11 protein-coding genes are annotated in these 15,563 nt (G+C 46.6%); 3 read left to right on the top strand and 8 right to left on the bottom strand.

The genetic code is table 11. From position 1 onward, the window contains the following. Window positions 1–92 precede the first annotated feature (92 nt). The 6 genes from KAI37_RS12005 to KAI37_RS11980 all read right to left on the bottom strand — a co-directional run bounded on the left by KAI37_RS12005 (window position 93) and on the right by KAI37_RS11980 (window position 9,151). Window positions 93–1,196 carry a DNA alkylation repair protein gene (locus KAI37_RS12005; protein WP_220031347.1) on the bottom strand — a complete coding sequence of 368 codons (1,104 nt, stop codon included), beginning with the start codon at window positions 1,194–1,196 and terminating at the stop codon, window positions 93–95. Between the two features lie 112 nt (window positions 1,197–1,308). Then, window positions 1,309–3,336: a S9 family peptidase gene (locus KAI37_RS12000; RefSeq protein WP_220031346.1), complete on the bottom strand. Its 2,028-nt coding sequence runs from the start codon at window positions 3,334–3,336 to the stop codon at window positions 1,309–1,311. Between the two features lie 216 nt (window positions 3,337–3,552). Continuing rightward, complete coding sequence (locus tag KAI37_RS11995) at window positions 3,553–4,671, bottom strand: LLM class flavin-dependent oxidoreductase (protein WP_220031345.1); 1,119 nt, start codon at window positions 4,669–4,671, stop codon at window positions 3,553–3,555. A gap of 57 nt (window positions 4,672–4,728) precedes the next feature. After that, window positions 4,729–5,277, bottom strand: coding sequence for a GNAT family N-acetyltransferase (locus KAI37_RS11990; protein WP_220031344.1), 549 nt, complete (start codon window positions 5,275–5,277; stop codon window positions 4,729–4,731). Window positions 5,278–5,564: 287 nt separating this feature from the next. Further along, window positions 5,565–6,068: a ferritin gene (locus KAI37_RS11985; RefSeq protein WP_013310291.1), complete on the bottom strand. Its 504-nt coding sequence runs from the start codon at window positions 6,066–6,068 to the stop codon at window positions 5,565–5,567. Between the two features lie 134 nt (window positions 6,069–6,202). After that, a complete protein-coding gene (locus KAI37_RS11980) occupies window positions 6,203–9,151 on the bottom strand; it encodes a glycoside hydrolase family 48 protein (RefSeq protein ID WP_220031470.1) in 2,949 nt (982 codons plus the stop codon). Window positions 9,152–9,467: 316 nt separating this feature from the next. Here KAI37_RS11980 and KAI37_RS11975 point away from each other — a divergent pair, with 316 nt between their 5' ends. Beyond that, entirely contained in the window at window positions 9,468–9,836 is a 369-nt protein-coding gene (locus KAI37_RS11975; RefSeq protein ID WP_076294761.1) for a DUF423 domain-containing protein, read from the top strand. Window positions 9,837–9,929: 93 nt separating this feature from the next. Here the strand turns inward: KAI37_RS11975 and KAI37_RS11970 are convergent, their stop codons facing one another. Continuing rightward, on the bottom strand, window positions 9,930–10,784 hold the full coding sequence (locus KAI37_RS11970) for a sugar phosphate isomerase/epimerase family protein (RefSeq protein WP_076294762.1): 855 nt from the start codon (window positions 10,782–10,784) through the stop codon (window positions 9,930–9,932). Between the two features lie 19 nt (window positions 10,785–10,803). After that, entirely contained in the window at window positions 10,804–11,538 is a 735-nt protein-coding gene (locus tag KAI37_RS11965; RefSeq protein WP_220031343.1) for a thioesterase II family protein, read from the bottom strand. A 224-nt stretch (window positions 11,539–11,762) separates the two neighbouring features. Here KAI37_RS11965 and KAI37_RS11960 point away from each other — a divergent pair, with 224 nt between their 5' ends. After that, window positions 11,763–14,198 carry a glycoside hydrolase family 94 protein gene (locus KAI37_RS11960; RefSeq protein WP_220031342.1) on the top strand — a complete coding sequence of 812 codons (2,436 nt, stop codon included), beginning with the start codon at window positions 11,763–11,765 and terminating at the stop codon, window positions 14,196–14,198. A 95-nt stretch (window positions 14,199–14,293) separates the two neighbouring features. Continuing rightward, entirely contained in the window at window positions 14,294–15,418 is a 1,125-nt protein-coding gene (locus tag KAI37_RS11955; RefSeq protein WP_076294765.1) for a GGDEF domain-containing protein, read from the top strand. Window positions 15,419–15,563 lie beyond the last annotated feature (145 nt).

Genomic DNA, 15,563 nt, shown 5'->3' with positions numbered 1-15,563 from the left:
ATCATTTTTTTGGAAAAAAATAAATTTTGTAAAGCGTACGACAAAAAGAAAGAGCCTGATTTCAGGCTCTTTTTCTTCACCGCTATCGTGATCTACAACTGGAGTTCTACCACTGTAGAAGCCACTTCCTGACCGTTTACGAGCAGTGCAATCCGGTGCGCTCCCGCATAATGGCGACGAGTTGTTAGATCTGCAAAACGGTGTATCCGTGTACTTGTAAGATGGGTTCCTCCAGGGACCGTTTTGTCAGATAGCAAAAACAGTTTACGTGAGGCTTGTCCTCTCGCCTTCACAAAGTCGATGCCGTACTCGATGCGGACTCGTACTGGGTCACCTTCACGAAGCTGAAGCGCGTAGCTCAACTCACAGCTATCGCCGAGCTTTAGCACGGCAGGGTCTGTGGTGAAAGAGGCTCCCGTGACTAACGGCGCCCCGTCTGTTTCATCCGCATAGCCGAACATTGCCATCACTTCGGGGATGGATTTGCGAATCAGGGTCCGACAGCCATGACGCACAATCCAGTCGGTGTCAGGGTGTGTTCCTTTCCACCGTTGAGCCGTAGCAATGACCACATCAGGATGATCCTTGGCAATATCGTTCAGGTTGTTGGCTACACTTTTGCGTACATATAGTGATGGATCGGCCTTCAGTAATTCCAATACGGCCAATACTGGAGCAGGATCGCGTTTAAACACAGGCAACGCCTGTCCCCAGGGCAGCCGTGGACGACAGCCTTCGCTGGCAAGACGGCGAACATGCTCACTTTGGTGTCCCGCCCAGATCGTCATCTGCCGCATCATCCGTTCCGGTTCACGCAGGAGGAAGGGTCTCACGGCGAACTCCGCAGAGGACTTAGAGGTGAATCGCTCCAGTGCCTTCATGGACAGGTCCCAATGCTCTTCTCCCTGCCCATACACCTCCACAAAATCGGGGAAAAACAAGTATGGAAAACCACTGCAATGCTCGTCTATAGCAAAAAGGACAGCCAGGGCTTCTTCATAACGACTTGGCAAGAACGTCCCCAATGTTAGTGAAATCCGCCGTATCCGGGCTTTTAGCTCCAGCTCATTCCACGATTCGTCCATGACTTGATGGATAAATCTCTGGGTATCAAACGAGCTATACGCCGTTTGTACTCTTTCACCGAATTGTTGAAGAAAATTCTCCGTGTACATATTTTTTAAGGGCTCGGCCATTATATATCTCCTTTTGTATGAGGTTGAGAGAATTGTAGCAAGGCATACTAAAAATGCCAAGTCCTATGATTAGGACCTGACATCTTTACATTAATACAAGAAATCGATTTACTTATAATTCGTGTTGGGCAAACCAATTGGTAATACGTTGCAGTCGTTCCACGCGAAGCTGCGGGTGCCCTTTTCGTGAAAGCTCGTGACTTGAAGCTGGAAAACGGACAAATTGCGTAGGTTTCCCCAAACGACGTAATGCTGTAAACAGCTGCTCTCCCTGCTCTATAGGACATCGTAGATCCTGCTCCCCGTGCAATATGAGCAGCGGTGTGTTGATTTGCTGCACATAAGCCAGCGGAGATTGCTTCCACAAGAGCTCACAATCCTCCCACGGATTCCCGCCGACTTCATCTTCAGTAAACGAGTACCCTATGTCACTCACCCCATACATTGACAGCCAGTTAGAAATGGAGCGCTGGGTTACAGCTGCTCGGAAACGATCGGTATGGCCGACAATCCAGTTTGTCATAAAGCCACCATAGCTGCCCCCTGTTACACCTAGCCTTTCCGGATGAATGAATGGAAACTGACGTATAGCCTCGTCCACTGCGCTCAGCAGATCAGTGTAATCGCGTCCGCCGTAATCTCCAAGGACAACATTGGTAAAAGACTGTCCGTACCCTCGGCTTCCTCCCGGATTCGTGTAGATGACTGTATACCCCTGAGCGGCCAGCAACTGAAATTCATGAAAAAAAGAATTGGAATACATGGCATGAGGACCGCCGTGAATCTCCAAAATAGCAGGATAGGATACCCCCTCCTTAAACCCAGCAGGCTTCATCACCCATCCCTGCACCCGTCGTCCATCCTCAACTTCAGTCCAGAAGCTCTCAGGCACACTGATCTCAATCTCATCAAGCAGAGAGTCATTCACTCGTGTCAGCCGTTCCTCAGTTCCTGAATGGATCGCAATCCGGAACAAATCGCCTGGTAAAGCAACATCGGTGGAAGCGGCAATGATGTGCCGCTCATCCGAAGTAAGCTCGAATTGGTAAATTTCCCGTTCTCCTTGCGTTAAAATTTTAAAAGTTCCATCAAGTGCAAACTGATATACGTGTACATTTCCTTCAAGGGTAACCAGCGTATACAGGGATTGACCGTCCGCACTGAAGCGTGGTGGTCCTACATGAAGATGTGAACGCATGTCGCTCATACCTGCATTACCGAGATGAGCGTCAAGCGTCTCACTAACGCATAATCCCGTCCCCCCACTGGAAGGAACCGTGTACAGTCGGGTCTGAGTAGCGCCTTTGGCATGTCGATCATGACCGTAAAAGGCAATCGTTGAACCGTCGGGAGAATAAGCTGCACTCTCGATGTGCAGTTCAGAATGGGTCAGCTTAAGCGGTGCTGCTGCATCACCATTTGAAGTTGCAGGAGCTATCGTAAACAAATCATTCTGCTTACGTAAATCCGTATCCTCTTTCGAATGCTCTGCTATTCTGGCGACGAATAAAATATGTTGACCATCCGGTGACCACACAGGCTCCGCCACATCATAAGCGCCGGAAGTCAGTTGAACTGTGTGCCCCGAAGTCACATCAGCTACATACAAGTGATCACGAGTATCATCCCACAGTCCATATCCGTCGGATTTAGCTTTCGTTCGATTAACAACTCGTCCCTTAAGTTGTGCTTCCTGAGTTCCTCCACTGGATGTAGGGCTTGACGGGTTCTCGGCCGTTTTAGCTGCAAACGATATACAGGTCCCATCAGGAGACCAGGCTAATGAACGAACGTTATTCTCTACGTGTGTAAGCTGTCGTGCCTCCCCCCCGCATTCTGGAATAATCCATACCTGGCGCTTGCCGCCTGTTGTACGGAGAAAAGCTAGTTGTGATCCGTCTGGTGACCAGACAGGCGTTTCATCTTTTGGTCCGTATGTAAAGGGTATCGGGACAGCGACTTCGGACGATAATAGCCAAATTCCTGAGTTATAATCTGTCCGCTCTTTATTAATATACTGTTCTACGTAAGCGATTTCGCCACTAATAGGATGAATAGCTGGATCGCTAACCCAGTGAAGTCGATATAAATCCTCGGCTGTTATACAGCGCTTGGTCGTGCTAGATTGCGAGTCGCTCAAAAAAATTCCTCCTTTATATCATCAGATTCCACATCTTTAAATTTTAATTAATCCTATTAATTTTATAGGATTTTAATAAATACACAATTACGTTACTCTTTTTATTTATCTCTGTCAATTTGTCTAAAACTAAAAAGCCCCTCTCTCAGTCGCAATGGACCCGAAAACACCACTACTTCGGTTGCTTTCATGAGAGAGGGTAGTATTATTCATCAATCACAACTGAAAAATAGGAGAAATGGAAGGAGCCCCATTAGGAATAGCAGCTAGTGATCCATTTTCTTTGTGTAGGTTCGGTGCCTGCTGCCAAATAGTGCTGGGAATCTCTCGCCGCAGCACAGGAATGATATCCTCGGCAAACCGATGCAGCTGTTCAAGCTGCTCCTGCTCTCCCAGCCCATCCACGCTTATGCTAAGTACTTGATGGCCGAACGCAGTATAATAGTTTCGTATTTTTTCGAGTACGCTGTCCGCAGAACCAATCAGAACTGGACCGTTGCGGATATTGTCCTCCAAACTTCTAAACGGGGATTGATTATGCTGAGCCGCCGCCGTCGAGTGGTAAGCATCATAATACGGGCGATAGCGTTTGATCGCTTCCTCGTCTGTATCCGCCAGATACAAGCTCCCGGCTCCGGCACCAATTACAGCCTGAGCCGGGTCATGACCGTAATAAGTCAGCCGTTCACGGTAATGATCAATTAAGGCTTTATACTTGGCCTGAGGATGGAAAGAATTTGAGGAAAATAACGGCTCTCCATATTGTGCAGCCAGCTCCGTCGATAATGTACTGGAGGCACTTCCATGCCATATTGGAATGTGCTGTTGATACGGGCGTGGCTGTGTCGTGACCTGATACAGCGGGGGCCGATAGTTGCCTTCCCACGTAACCTTTTCCTCGCTCCATAGCCGTTTGAGCAGACGATAGCGTTCTGCTAGCGACTCCCACTGCTCTTCCTCCGTAATTCCAAACAACGGATAATGCCGTGGATCATTGCCTTTTCCGATAATCAGTTCTAATCTTCCACCCGATAAATGATCCAGTGTCGCATAATCCTCAGCTACGCGCACCGGGTCAAGTATACTAAGCACCGTTACCATCGTCAGCAGACGAATCCGTTCAGTTCTCGCTGCTATAGCGGTCAGAACGAGTGAAGGTGAAGACGACAAAAAAGGCGTACCATGCCGCTCTCCCACACCATACGCATCAAAACCAAGCTCCTCTGCGAGCACAGCCTGCTTAATTACATTTTGGAATTTTTGCTGCGAACTCCAGGCTTCTCCGGTAATCGCATTAGGGAGATTAGCCATTAGGCTGAACAACACAAACTTCATTCGCTCCTGCCCCCCTTCTGCGAACGAATAGGCTTCTTCCGTTCCCTATGATCGTGTCTAATTTCGGTTAGCTGTCTCGGCTTCATTTTTTTCACGAATGTAGGTGGAGAATAATTCAGGATTCACCACTTTACGCAGTAAATGCATCGTCCCGTCCCCTGTTCCATGGTCAAAAGCATGGAAACGTTCATATCCCCAACGCTCATACATGGATAGCAAATAGGGATGCTTTTCCGCAGTCGCAAGTGTCACAGCAGGAGCACCGACCTTGTCACGAATAATCGTTTGCTCTACCCAATTCAGCAGTTTTTTCCCATATCCTTTGCCCTGGGCAGCCGGGTCTACAGCAAACCACATCACAAACGGTAGATCGGTTATAAAATTAAGGGCTCTATTTTTGAGATGGCTAACGGTAGCCTGAATGACACCGTCTACTTCCAGCACATAGCAATCATTATTTTTAATGTTTTCTTGAATGAGAGCCACGTCTGCCTGAGCGGCAGGCCATCGAAGCTCCAACTGCCGAATTGTTTCATACGCCTCATACGTCACATACTGCAATCTTTCTGCGTCCTCTTGAAGTGCCAGACGATAGATTTCACTCATACTAACCCGCCTCCTTATAGTGTTTTTATAAAACGAGTGAACCACCACATAACTAATCCTATCTATTTAATCAGATATAAAAGTTAACATAACTGTAGCATGCTCAGTATCCAGCGACAAATTAATTTTTTCTATAACTCCATTTAAAATAACAATAGCCCCTAGAAAGATGGGAATTCGTTAATTAATTTCAACGCAAAAAAGCCCGAAAATCGGGCTTTTTTACTTTCTAGACGAATAAAATGCTGGCCAAATCTCCGGCATTCAAACACAACATGTATACTGTGTTACTCCGCAGGGGCAGTAAAGCTGCGTTTGGCAAACTCGCTGTCCAGCATATAAAAGGCATTGCTGTCTCTTTCAATGCGCTTAAGCTTCTGGATAACACTGTCGAACAGAGCTTCCTCTTCGACTTGCTCATCAATAAACCATTTCAGGAAATGGATCGTTGCATGCTCACGTCCATCGAGGGCCAAGTCAGCCAGATGATAAAATTTTTGCGTGTTTTGCTGCTCATGCTTGTAGCCATGTTCAAATACGTCCAGCATGGAATCGTAGCTGTTTTTTGGCTCCGGCAATGCAGCCAATGTGGCGCGTCCTCTACGGTCATTAATGTATTTATACAGTTTCATGGCATGAAACCTTTCCTCCTCAGCTTGTACCAGGAAGAAGTTTGCAAACCCATCCAGACTTTCACTGGAGCAATAAGCAGCCATCGCCAGATATACGTGAGCGGAGTAAAATTCAAAGTTCATTTGCTCATTCAGAGCCTGTGCCAAATTGTCATTCATGTCTCAGGTCACCTCGGTCATGTATGTAATAATGTAACGATCATAGTGTACCACGAATCCGATCACAAAAAAACGGACGGAAGTGAATTCAACATTCTCACGTTCCGCCCGTAATCTCTACAATTAGTTTACAATCAAGGCTCCAGACCCCAGACACGTTTGTCATTTATATACAAAGGTGCTTTGTCCCAATCCGTATAAGATGTCTTGGTTGAATCGTAGGAAAAATCATCACTTTCGTTATAGTTGCTCCAGTCCGTCTTGTTCATGCGAATCTGAATGTCCCCTGTGTTTTCCCCTGCTGCCAGACTTCCCGCACCAGCTCCAAAGGAGATTTCCAGATAATAATCTGCGCCTGTAACGGCCTTATCCAGTTTCACAAGACGTCCCTGAACGTTACTACTGCCCAACTGTGCATAGTCACAATGGAATTCCTGTGACTTGTCGCCATCTACAGTGTAGTAGTATCGCAGCTTGACATTTTTCAGATCAACGGCCTCTTTACCCTTGTTTACAATACGGAACAGTGGCCGAATCTGATTATCTCCCGGGTTGGTGTCGCCCACGCGGTATTGGGCAATCACATCTCCCGTTGCTGGAATGGGTGCTGACGTAGGCTTGGCACTGACCTCGGCAGAATCCGGGCTGGTTCCTAAAGAATTTGTTGCACTTGCCACATAATAATAAGTGGTTTCATTCACCACTCCTGTATCCTTGTAAGTGCTGTCTGTTACCGTTGCTACTGTGGTATAAGGGCCACCACTGGTTGTCGAGCGCTTGACTGTATAGCTATCGGCACCCGTCGCTTTGCTCCAGGTCAGTGTAACCTGAGCATCCCCTGCGTTTGCCTTCACATTTGCCGGAGCTTTGGGAGCTGTAGGCTCGGTTGGTCCACTACCGTTAATGAGACGGTCATACTCGGCATAAGCCGTTGCCATATCAACTTGGGACCAGAAACGGTGATACGTAAATTCTGGAGCTCCTTTATCCCATTTTTTGGTCTGCTTGTTCCATGAAGTCGTGTATTTATCCTTAAGATAGGACCATTGCGGATCTTTGGTGATATTAGGGCGGATATCGCTGTAGCTGGAATACGTACCATTACCACCTTTAGACGGATCAGACGGTGTAGCGTCGGTGCCAGGGATCGTGTTGCCTTGCCCAGTCTTACCACTCCAGCCGCTTGGGATATACACTTCTTTGGTAAAATAACGATAATAATCCTCGCGTGCTTCCTTCGTTGTAATGCCTATACCATCGTTATAACCCCATGCAGCATCAAGCAAAGCTTTAGACAGATCCTTAGCTTCCTTGCCTAATTCGGAATAGTCTCCTTTTTCAGCTTTCGTTCCAGCAGCAAAGAAAGTAAGTGCTTTAACATAGCTGCCCAGCACTCCGGCATCCTGCCCCGGACTCTTTGTTACCACATGGAGATTGGTATTCCCTTTATGATTGGCAAATCCGCTCCAGGTTTCAGGCTTTCCGCTCCATTCCAGATTGCTCGGCAGCCAGAACTCACCTTTAGCCGCTGTAGTAGCCACTTTCGGATTCTTGCCACCCAGAATACGCTTACCTTGAGCGTCCAAATAGTATCCCTGCGCATCAGTCACAGGCCGTTCGTTGGCAAATACATAGCTCTTGGACCACGCTATCCAGTTTTCCGTCACTTGTTTAGCCATTTTAAACTGCTCGGACGAAGTGTCCCCTTTCTTGGCTAAAATGTAGTACAGCTCGGCAACTCGCTCGACAGGCCAAGCCTGCATCCCGAACCAGTTGTTCGACGGTGGATCGTTATATACAGGAGCCCCTGTATAAGCCATGCCATAAAAGGTACTTGTGCCAGATGGATAAGCCTTGTAGGCACCATCCCAGCTATTCGTTGCTCCGCCTGCAATGGCCCCCTCATCGGATTGCAGCCAAGTATAAAACTCCAGTTGGCGCTTCAGCGAGGTCGCCCAATCCTGTCCCGCCGTTGGTGAATTCGGTATTAATCCACCATCTTGATTGGACAACGCATATGCTGCGACGACATTTTGGTAGCCCTGATGTGCATGGCTGGCACCAATACGCCAAGCCCAGTTGCCGCTTTGGCCAAGTCCGCCGCCCCAGGATGTATACCATGCCATCAGATAAAGACTGGCATCCTTGCCCGTACCAGCAATTGGACTTCCATTGGAAGCGCTTCCGATTTTCTGGAAGTATTTATCGTACATGCCGTAACGCAAAAAGTCTCCCATCTTTTTGGCTTTATCCAAATATACGGAGTTGTCATATCCCAATTCCTTAGCCCAGTACATCGCTTGAACTGCCCGTGCATCTGCATCGGTGGCATTCGTGTAACGCCATTGCTGAGCCGGGGCATTATTTTCCTTGGTGAACAAGCTCATAAAGCCTTCATTAGGCTTGCCAAACTTTTGATTGTCTTGCGATGGATGTGGTACAGCCTCCCAGACCGATTCCTGTTCCCCGCGCTGGAAGGTGTTTACATAGGCTGCTGTATGCGACGGATTCAGAAGATTTCCGAAACCGTACCAATTATCCACGTCCAACAACCAGTGCATCAGATAAGTTTGGTTGTTGCCATAGGTTGCCTTCAGCTCAGAGTCCAGTGGATCCTTGCCAGCACCATACTGACCACTTAGGCGGCTTGGGTACTGATCCGGCTGCGAATATTCTGCGGCATAAGTGGCGGGGCTGTTCGGGTTATAGTTACTCATTGTCGGTTGCTCTTCCTTACCGTCGCCTTCATTAACAGGAATGATATATTTCTCCATGTTGTCCCATGCGGATTCCAAATGCCCCCAATCCCCGGTATAATGACCATACAGTACTTCCAGCCACATCCAGTAGCTGTACGCTTCTGAAGTCGTTAAGTGTCCGTAATCCGGAGCCTCGCTCATAAGCGTTTCAACGGAATGATAAGGGATGCCTTCTTTTGAAAAGTATCCGCTAGCCGGATCCTTCAGCTGTTTATACAATTGTAGAAAGCGTGTCGATTCCGGTGTTGCGGCTGATGCACGGTCGGGTCCTGCCTGAAATAAGCCCAAGGTTAACGGAAGTACCAAAATGGCTGACATGACCATAGAGACAGATTTCCTGATCACTGATTTTCTGCTGATCACTTTTGCATTCATCCTCTCCATTATCAATTTTGGCTTTACACAAGATTTTATTCCGAAAAACGACAGCACAAAAAGACAGCATCATCACCTCACTTTCCCATAAAAAAGGTGGAGGACACGCTGTCTATTGCTCCAAATGCTTCGCATTGGCCCTGGAAAAAATATACCACACTAGGCGCCAAATGAGAGTCGAAAAATTCTATAAGTTTAGAGATTCACAAGGAAAATTGACGAAATCGATTGGAATCGGTACTATTTCACAGGGAGGCGTTAAAACATGAAAATTTTGCTATTGCTTGGTTGTATCGTGATGTTTTTAGCCGTAGCTTTAGGAGCGTTCGGCGCACACGCATTGAAAAAGAGACTTTCCGTAGACATGATGAGCATATTCCAAACAGGAATTCAATATCAAATCGCTCACGGACTGGGTTTGCTGCTGCTTGGAGTTCTTGCTGACAACCTTATCCATTCTTCTCTCATCGTTACCGCAGGCTGGGTTATGCTAGTGGGTATTCTCCTGTTCTCCGGCAGTCTGTATGCCCTTAGTATATCCGGTGTGAAAAAGCTTGGGGCAATCACCCCCATTGGCGGGTTGGCTTTTTTGGCAAGCTGGGTCATTGTGATCGTGGCGGTTGTGCAAGGTTAAACAAGGATAAAGGGACAGAGACTTGGAAAAGGAGGCGCTTCCAAGTCTCTGGAATTATTAACGTAGCATTCCTGAGTATTATGAAAGAATACATTATTTCGTCTGCACTTGTTGCGCTTCCTGAGCGGCTATCCGATGACCTTCGATATAATGTCTGGATTCTGCCATCTCATGCTCCTGAGCAGCTTCCATAATAATATGAACCCCCGGCTTGTACTGCTCCAGCAGTTCCATGTAGAGGCCATAGTTCATGTCTCCAAAACCCGGCGGCACCGTCTCAATTTCACCTGACGATGACAACCGCCGGTCTTTAGCATGCGCTGCGATAATCCGGGGGCCCAGCAGTCGGAAAGCTTCGCGGATAATCTCATCCTGCTGCGCCAGATTTTCCGTTTTTAGCAGATTACCCGGATCAATCACGACACCGATGTGTGAAGAAGGCACTTCCTCCAGAAAGGCAGCCAACTCTACGGCAGTTCCGACCAAGTGATCGTTTGCAGCTTCCAATCCTACGAATACGCCCCATTTCTCCGCTTCATCTGCTAATTCACGCACTACTTCCCTTACAACTCTCCAGTCACGTTCCGTATAGGCGGTACCATCCTCATTACGTCCGACTTCGGCTGCAACCATTGGTGCTCCTAACAGCCCCGCATATCGGATCAGCTCTTTAAAGCGCTCTACATTTTCACGCAGCAATTCCTCATCCTGTATAAAAAAATGCAAATAGCACCCGAGCACCGATATGGATACACCATGCTTACGAAATTCTTCTGCGATAGACAGTGCCAGTCCCGGATTGAACTTACCCGGTTTATTAAAATCCACATCACTGATCGCTCTCCACGGAGCCAGCTGAACATGAGTAAAGCCCGCTGCGCCTACCTTTGCAGCCAATTCGCGATAAGGCAACTTGCCAAACAAATGCGCCAATACACCTACTGTCACTAAAAATCACCTCTTATTTTTATTGTTGCATGCTACTTGTTACTGTACTCTGCTCCAAGGTCTCATTGATGATGTTCGTAATCCGTTCCACTTCATCATGAATAAAAAAGTGTCCTCCCTCAAAGGTAAACATACGAAATTGCTGATCCGTATGGTGTGCCCATGCCTCCGCATCTTGTAAGGTCACCGTGTTATCGGTCATTCCCGTCAAAGCGGTGATAGGACAATGAAAAGGTGAGGCTTTAGCCATGTACTTATACAATTCGACAGCTTTGAAATCCGCTCTTAACACCGGCATAAAATAGTCGTATAATTCCCGATTGTCAAAAATCGCTTCCGAAAGCTGACCGTACCGCTGCAAATGCGTCCTGAACTGATCTGCGGGCAGATCGTGTAACCACGGGGAATTTCTTGGTACATGCGGTGCCCGTCCACCCGAAACGAACAGATGAGCAGGCTTGCCATATCCACCGTCCACCAGCTTGTAGTACAGCTCGAATGAGATCATCGTCCCCATACTGTGGCCGTATATGGCATAAGGATCACCGGGGGCTATCTCTTCGCTGATCTTGTGCAACAGATCCTCGCTCATCTCCTCAATGCTTTCCTTTAGCGGTTCCCCAGAACGAATACCTCTGCCCGCTAATTCCAGTGGAACAAGCTTAATCTGCGGAAGCAGCAACTTTTTCCATTTGAAGCTGACCGACGCCGATCCGCCTGCATACGGGATGAAAAATAATGTGATAGGTGCCATTCTTGCAACCTCCTGCCTTGCTAAGTTCTAACTTTTTCATTTTAGCATAAAAAGGTATATTTACCCATTTCAAATATTTTGCAAATTCCAGAAGAAAGGTTGAGAAAATCAAACACATTTTGTATAAGGCAGGAAATGTCTTTCTAAAGAAAGAACGGCTTTATGTTTGAATATAATCATGTGTTGGGTCTTTTATTTTTTCAAATCGAGAGGAGTTCTGCGCCATGAAGTACGGTTTTTTCGATGATGTCAATCAAGAATATGTCATCCACACCCCTCAAACCCCTTATCCCTGGATTAATTATTTAGGTAATGAACGATTTTTTGGACTGATCTCCAATACAAGTGGCGGCTATGCATTTTACCGGGATGCTCGCTTACGTCGCTTAACACGTTACCGGTACAACAATATTCCTGTCGATAACGGTGGTCGTTATTTTTATATTTATGATGATGGGGATTATTGGACTCCAGGTTGGATGCCAGTCAAACGGGCGCTGGAGCAGTATGAATGCCGCCATGGACTTGGCTATACCTCAATTATGGGGGAACGCAGCGGTATTCGGGCCACGCAGCTGGCTTTTGTGCCCCTATCCTTTGACGGAGAGGTCCATCAGGTTAAGCTTCAGAACACATCGTTACAAACCAAAAAGATCAAACTCTTCTCGTTCGTGGAATTTTGTCTGTGGAATGCCTATGACGATATGACCAACTACCAGCGCAACTTGAACACGGGTGAGGTTGAAATACAAGATTCTGTCATTTATCACAAAACGGAATACCGTGAACGTCGCAATCACTATGCTTTTTTCTCTGCTAATCGTCCGCTAGCGGGTTATGATACAGACCGTGAAGCTTTTCTGGGGCTCTACAACGGATTAGATCAGCCTCAAACGGTCGCCGCTGGGCAAGCCTCAAACTCTATTGCCAGCGGATGGTCCCCTGTCGGATCACATTGCATTGAGATAACGCTGGAGCCAGGCGAAGAAACAAGCTGTAACTTTATACTCGGTTATGTGGAAAATCCCGAGGAAGAAAAATGGGAGTCGCCTGGTGTTATTAATAAAAAACAGGCACATGCCATGATTACGCAGTTTGCGGATGAAGCCGATGTAGAACGAGCGTTGAGTGAGCTGCGAACCTATTGGAATAATCTGCTGTCCAAGTATACCCTTCAAAGCCACGACGACAAGCTGAACCGAATGGTAAACATATGGAACCCTTATCAGTGTATGGTTACGTTCAATATGTCGCGTTCCGCCTCGTATTTTGAATCTGGTATTGGGCGTGGAATGGGCTTCCGGGATTCGAATCAAGACTTGCTCGGCTTCGTCCACCAAATACCGGAGCGGGCACGAGAACGGATTATCGACATCGCTTCTACTCAATTTGAAAACGGCGGAGCTTATCATCAGTACCAACCGTTAACCAAAAAAGGAAATCACGAGGTTGGCGGTGGCTTTAACGACGATCCGTTGTGGCTTATTGTCGGTACCGCAGCCTACATCAAAGAAACGGGAGACTTTGGCATACTGGATGAACAAGTGCCCTTTGACGGAAATGTAGAGCGTACGGCTACGCTGTTTGAACATTTGAAGCGTTCTTTTTACCACGTTGTGGGTAATCTGGGCCCGCATGGTCTTCCACTCATTGGCCGGGCTGACTGGAATGACTGTCTGAATCTCAACTGTTTTTCTGCTACACCAGATGAGTCCTATCAGACAACTCAGAATCTGGAGGGTCGAATAGCCGAATCCGTGTTCATCGCCGGACTATTTGTATATACGGGACCGGATTTTATTGAGCTTTGCAAGCGCAGAGGACTGGAGGAAGAAGCGGCAACTGCTCAAGCATATGTGGATCGTATGCGAACAGCCACATTGGAGCATGGTTTTGACGGGGAATGGTTCTTACGTGCTTATGACCATTATGGAGATAAAATAGGGAGCAAGGATTGTGAGGAAGGCCAAATTTTCATTGAACCTCAAGGCTTCTGTGTCATGGCAGGAATTGGCGTTGAAGAAGGTCTAGCTCAAAAAGCTCTCGATTCTACACGTGATCGGTTAGAAACTCCCTACGGCATTGTGCTGCAAAATCCACCGTATTCTCGCTACTACATCAATCTGGGCGAAATCTCATCTTACCCTCCCGGGTATAAGGAGAATGCCGGTATTTTCTGTCACAATAACCCGTGGATTATGATGGCGGAAGCCGTAATAGGACGTGGGGATCGCGCTTTCGAGCTGTATAGCAAAATCGCGCCTGCCTATCTGGAGGACATCAGCGACATTCACCGTACCGAGCCGTATGTGTACGCTCAAATGATTGCGGGCAAGGATGCTGTTCGTGCAGGCGAAGCCAAAAATTCCTGGCTGACGGGTACAGCGGCATGGAACTTTATAGCTATTACTCAATCCATTCTCGGTATTCAGCCGGAATGGGATGGCCTACGTATTGATCCATGCATTCCTACAGCCTGGGACGAATTCACAGTCACCCGTGTCTTCCGCGGTGATACCTACGTGATTCATATCACGAATCCACAGCATGTCTCCAAGGGTGTGGTCACAGTTACCTTAGATGGCACCGTCCTTACGCATAATATTCTGCCAGTTGCAGGGGACGGGGCTATCCATCAAGTAAAAGTGTTGCTAGGTTAACAAGTTCGTGGCCTTCAAAAAAATTAGCTTCAACTTCATCACATAGTATCTTATAATACGAGAATGGCTAAAGATACATTAAGTGTGGTGACATCATGAACAAGACAAAACGGCTTACTCAAACCATGGATTACAAAACAAAGCAAGCCCGCTGGGTACGCAAAATGTTATTACTGTATTGGATGATTATAGCTGTACATTTTATCGTCCAGCTGGGCAGCTACTTATTTCTTGATTACCCCGCTTCGCCTTATGAATTTTACGTCGGAACCCTTATTGTTCCCACGCTAATCATGAGTGGTTCCAACTTACTGGCAGAGTTGGCTCATTTTAAATTTAACAGGTATTCTTTTGCAATCCTGTTTATGGCAAGTACCGTAATTTGCTGGATGATTATTCGCCTAAACTATGATATCCGGATTATTACAGCGTTGTGCTTGTTGCCTATTTTCTCTTCAATCCTGTTCTTCAATCGTCGCTTAATATGGCTTTCCTTTGTATTACAAGTGGTCGTCTTTTTTCTGTTGCTGGCAGTGGATGCATCATTTCGTACCTATTTGTCAGACTTTGATATCGTGGCGATTCCAACCTTTTTGATTATGTCCACCTTTATTGCTCTCATTATTCAGGCCAGCGGCCGCGATTTGTTAGTGGATTTGTATAAAACACAACGTGCCCAGCAGGAATTAATGATCAGTAACGCGATTATCAGCAAAATGTCAATGACTGATGGTTTGACAAAGCTGTACAATCACTTGTCCTTTCAAAACTTTTATGAAAAAGCACTCGAATATGCCGAACAAGGCGCGATCATCCATCTGGCGTTAGTGGATATTGATAATTTCAAGAAGATCAATGATACTTACGGACACCAGTTCGGAGATAAAATTTTGGAAGGCATCTCGCAAATCATTACAGAACAGATTACCGCAAATGACATTGCGGCTCGCTATGGCGGTGAGGAATTTGCTATTTTGATGTTCGAGCATACTTTCGAAGAAGCTTATCAGATCGTCGAAAACATCCGTCGTGAAGTGGAGAAAATGACCTTTCAGGAGAAATTGCAACTCGTTTCTGTAACCGTAAGCATTGGACTGAAAAGCTATACAGAGGAAATGAACAAAGATAAAGATGTATTTTTTCAGCAAGCAGATGACTATCTGTATCAAGCTAAGCGCTCCGGGAAAAACAAAATTGTTGCTCTTAATCATATCGCTTAATGTAAAAACACTTCATTTGATGAGACTCCGGCATGAGCTTGCCGGAGTCTTTTGAATATAGAGCTTATAATTTAATAGAGTTGACATTTCCATAAGTTGAAACTAAAATAGTTACATATGTATTAGTTATTTACTTACAATAAAT

This window comes from Paenibacillus sp. S25 (assembly GCF_019454085.1).
Classification (GTDB): Bacteria; Bacillota; Bacilli; order Paenibacillales; family Paenibacillaceae; genus Paenibacillus; species Paenibacillus polymyxa_B.
The sequence above is the reverse complement of the archived record's forward strand: the minus strand, read 5'-3'. Positions and strand labels throughout refer to the sequence as shown.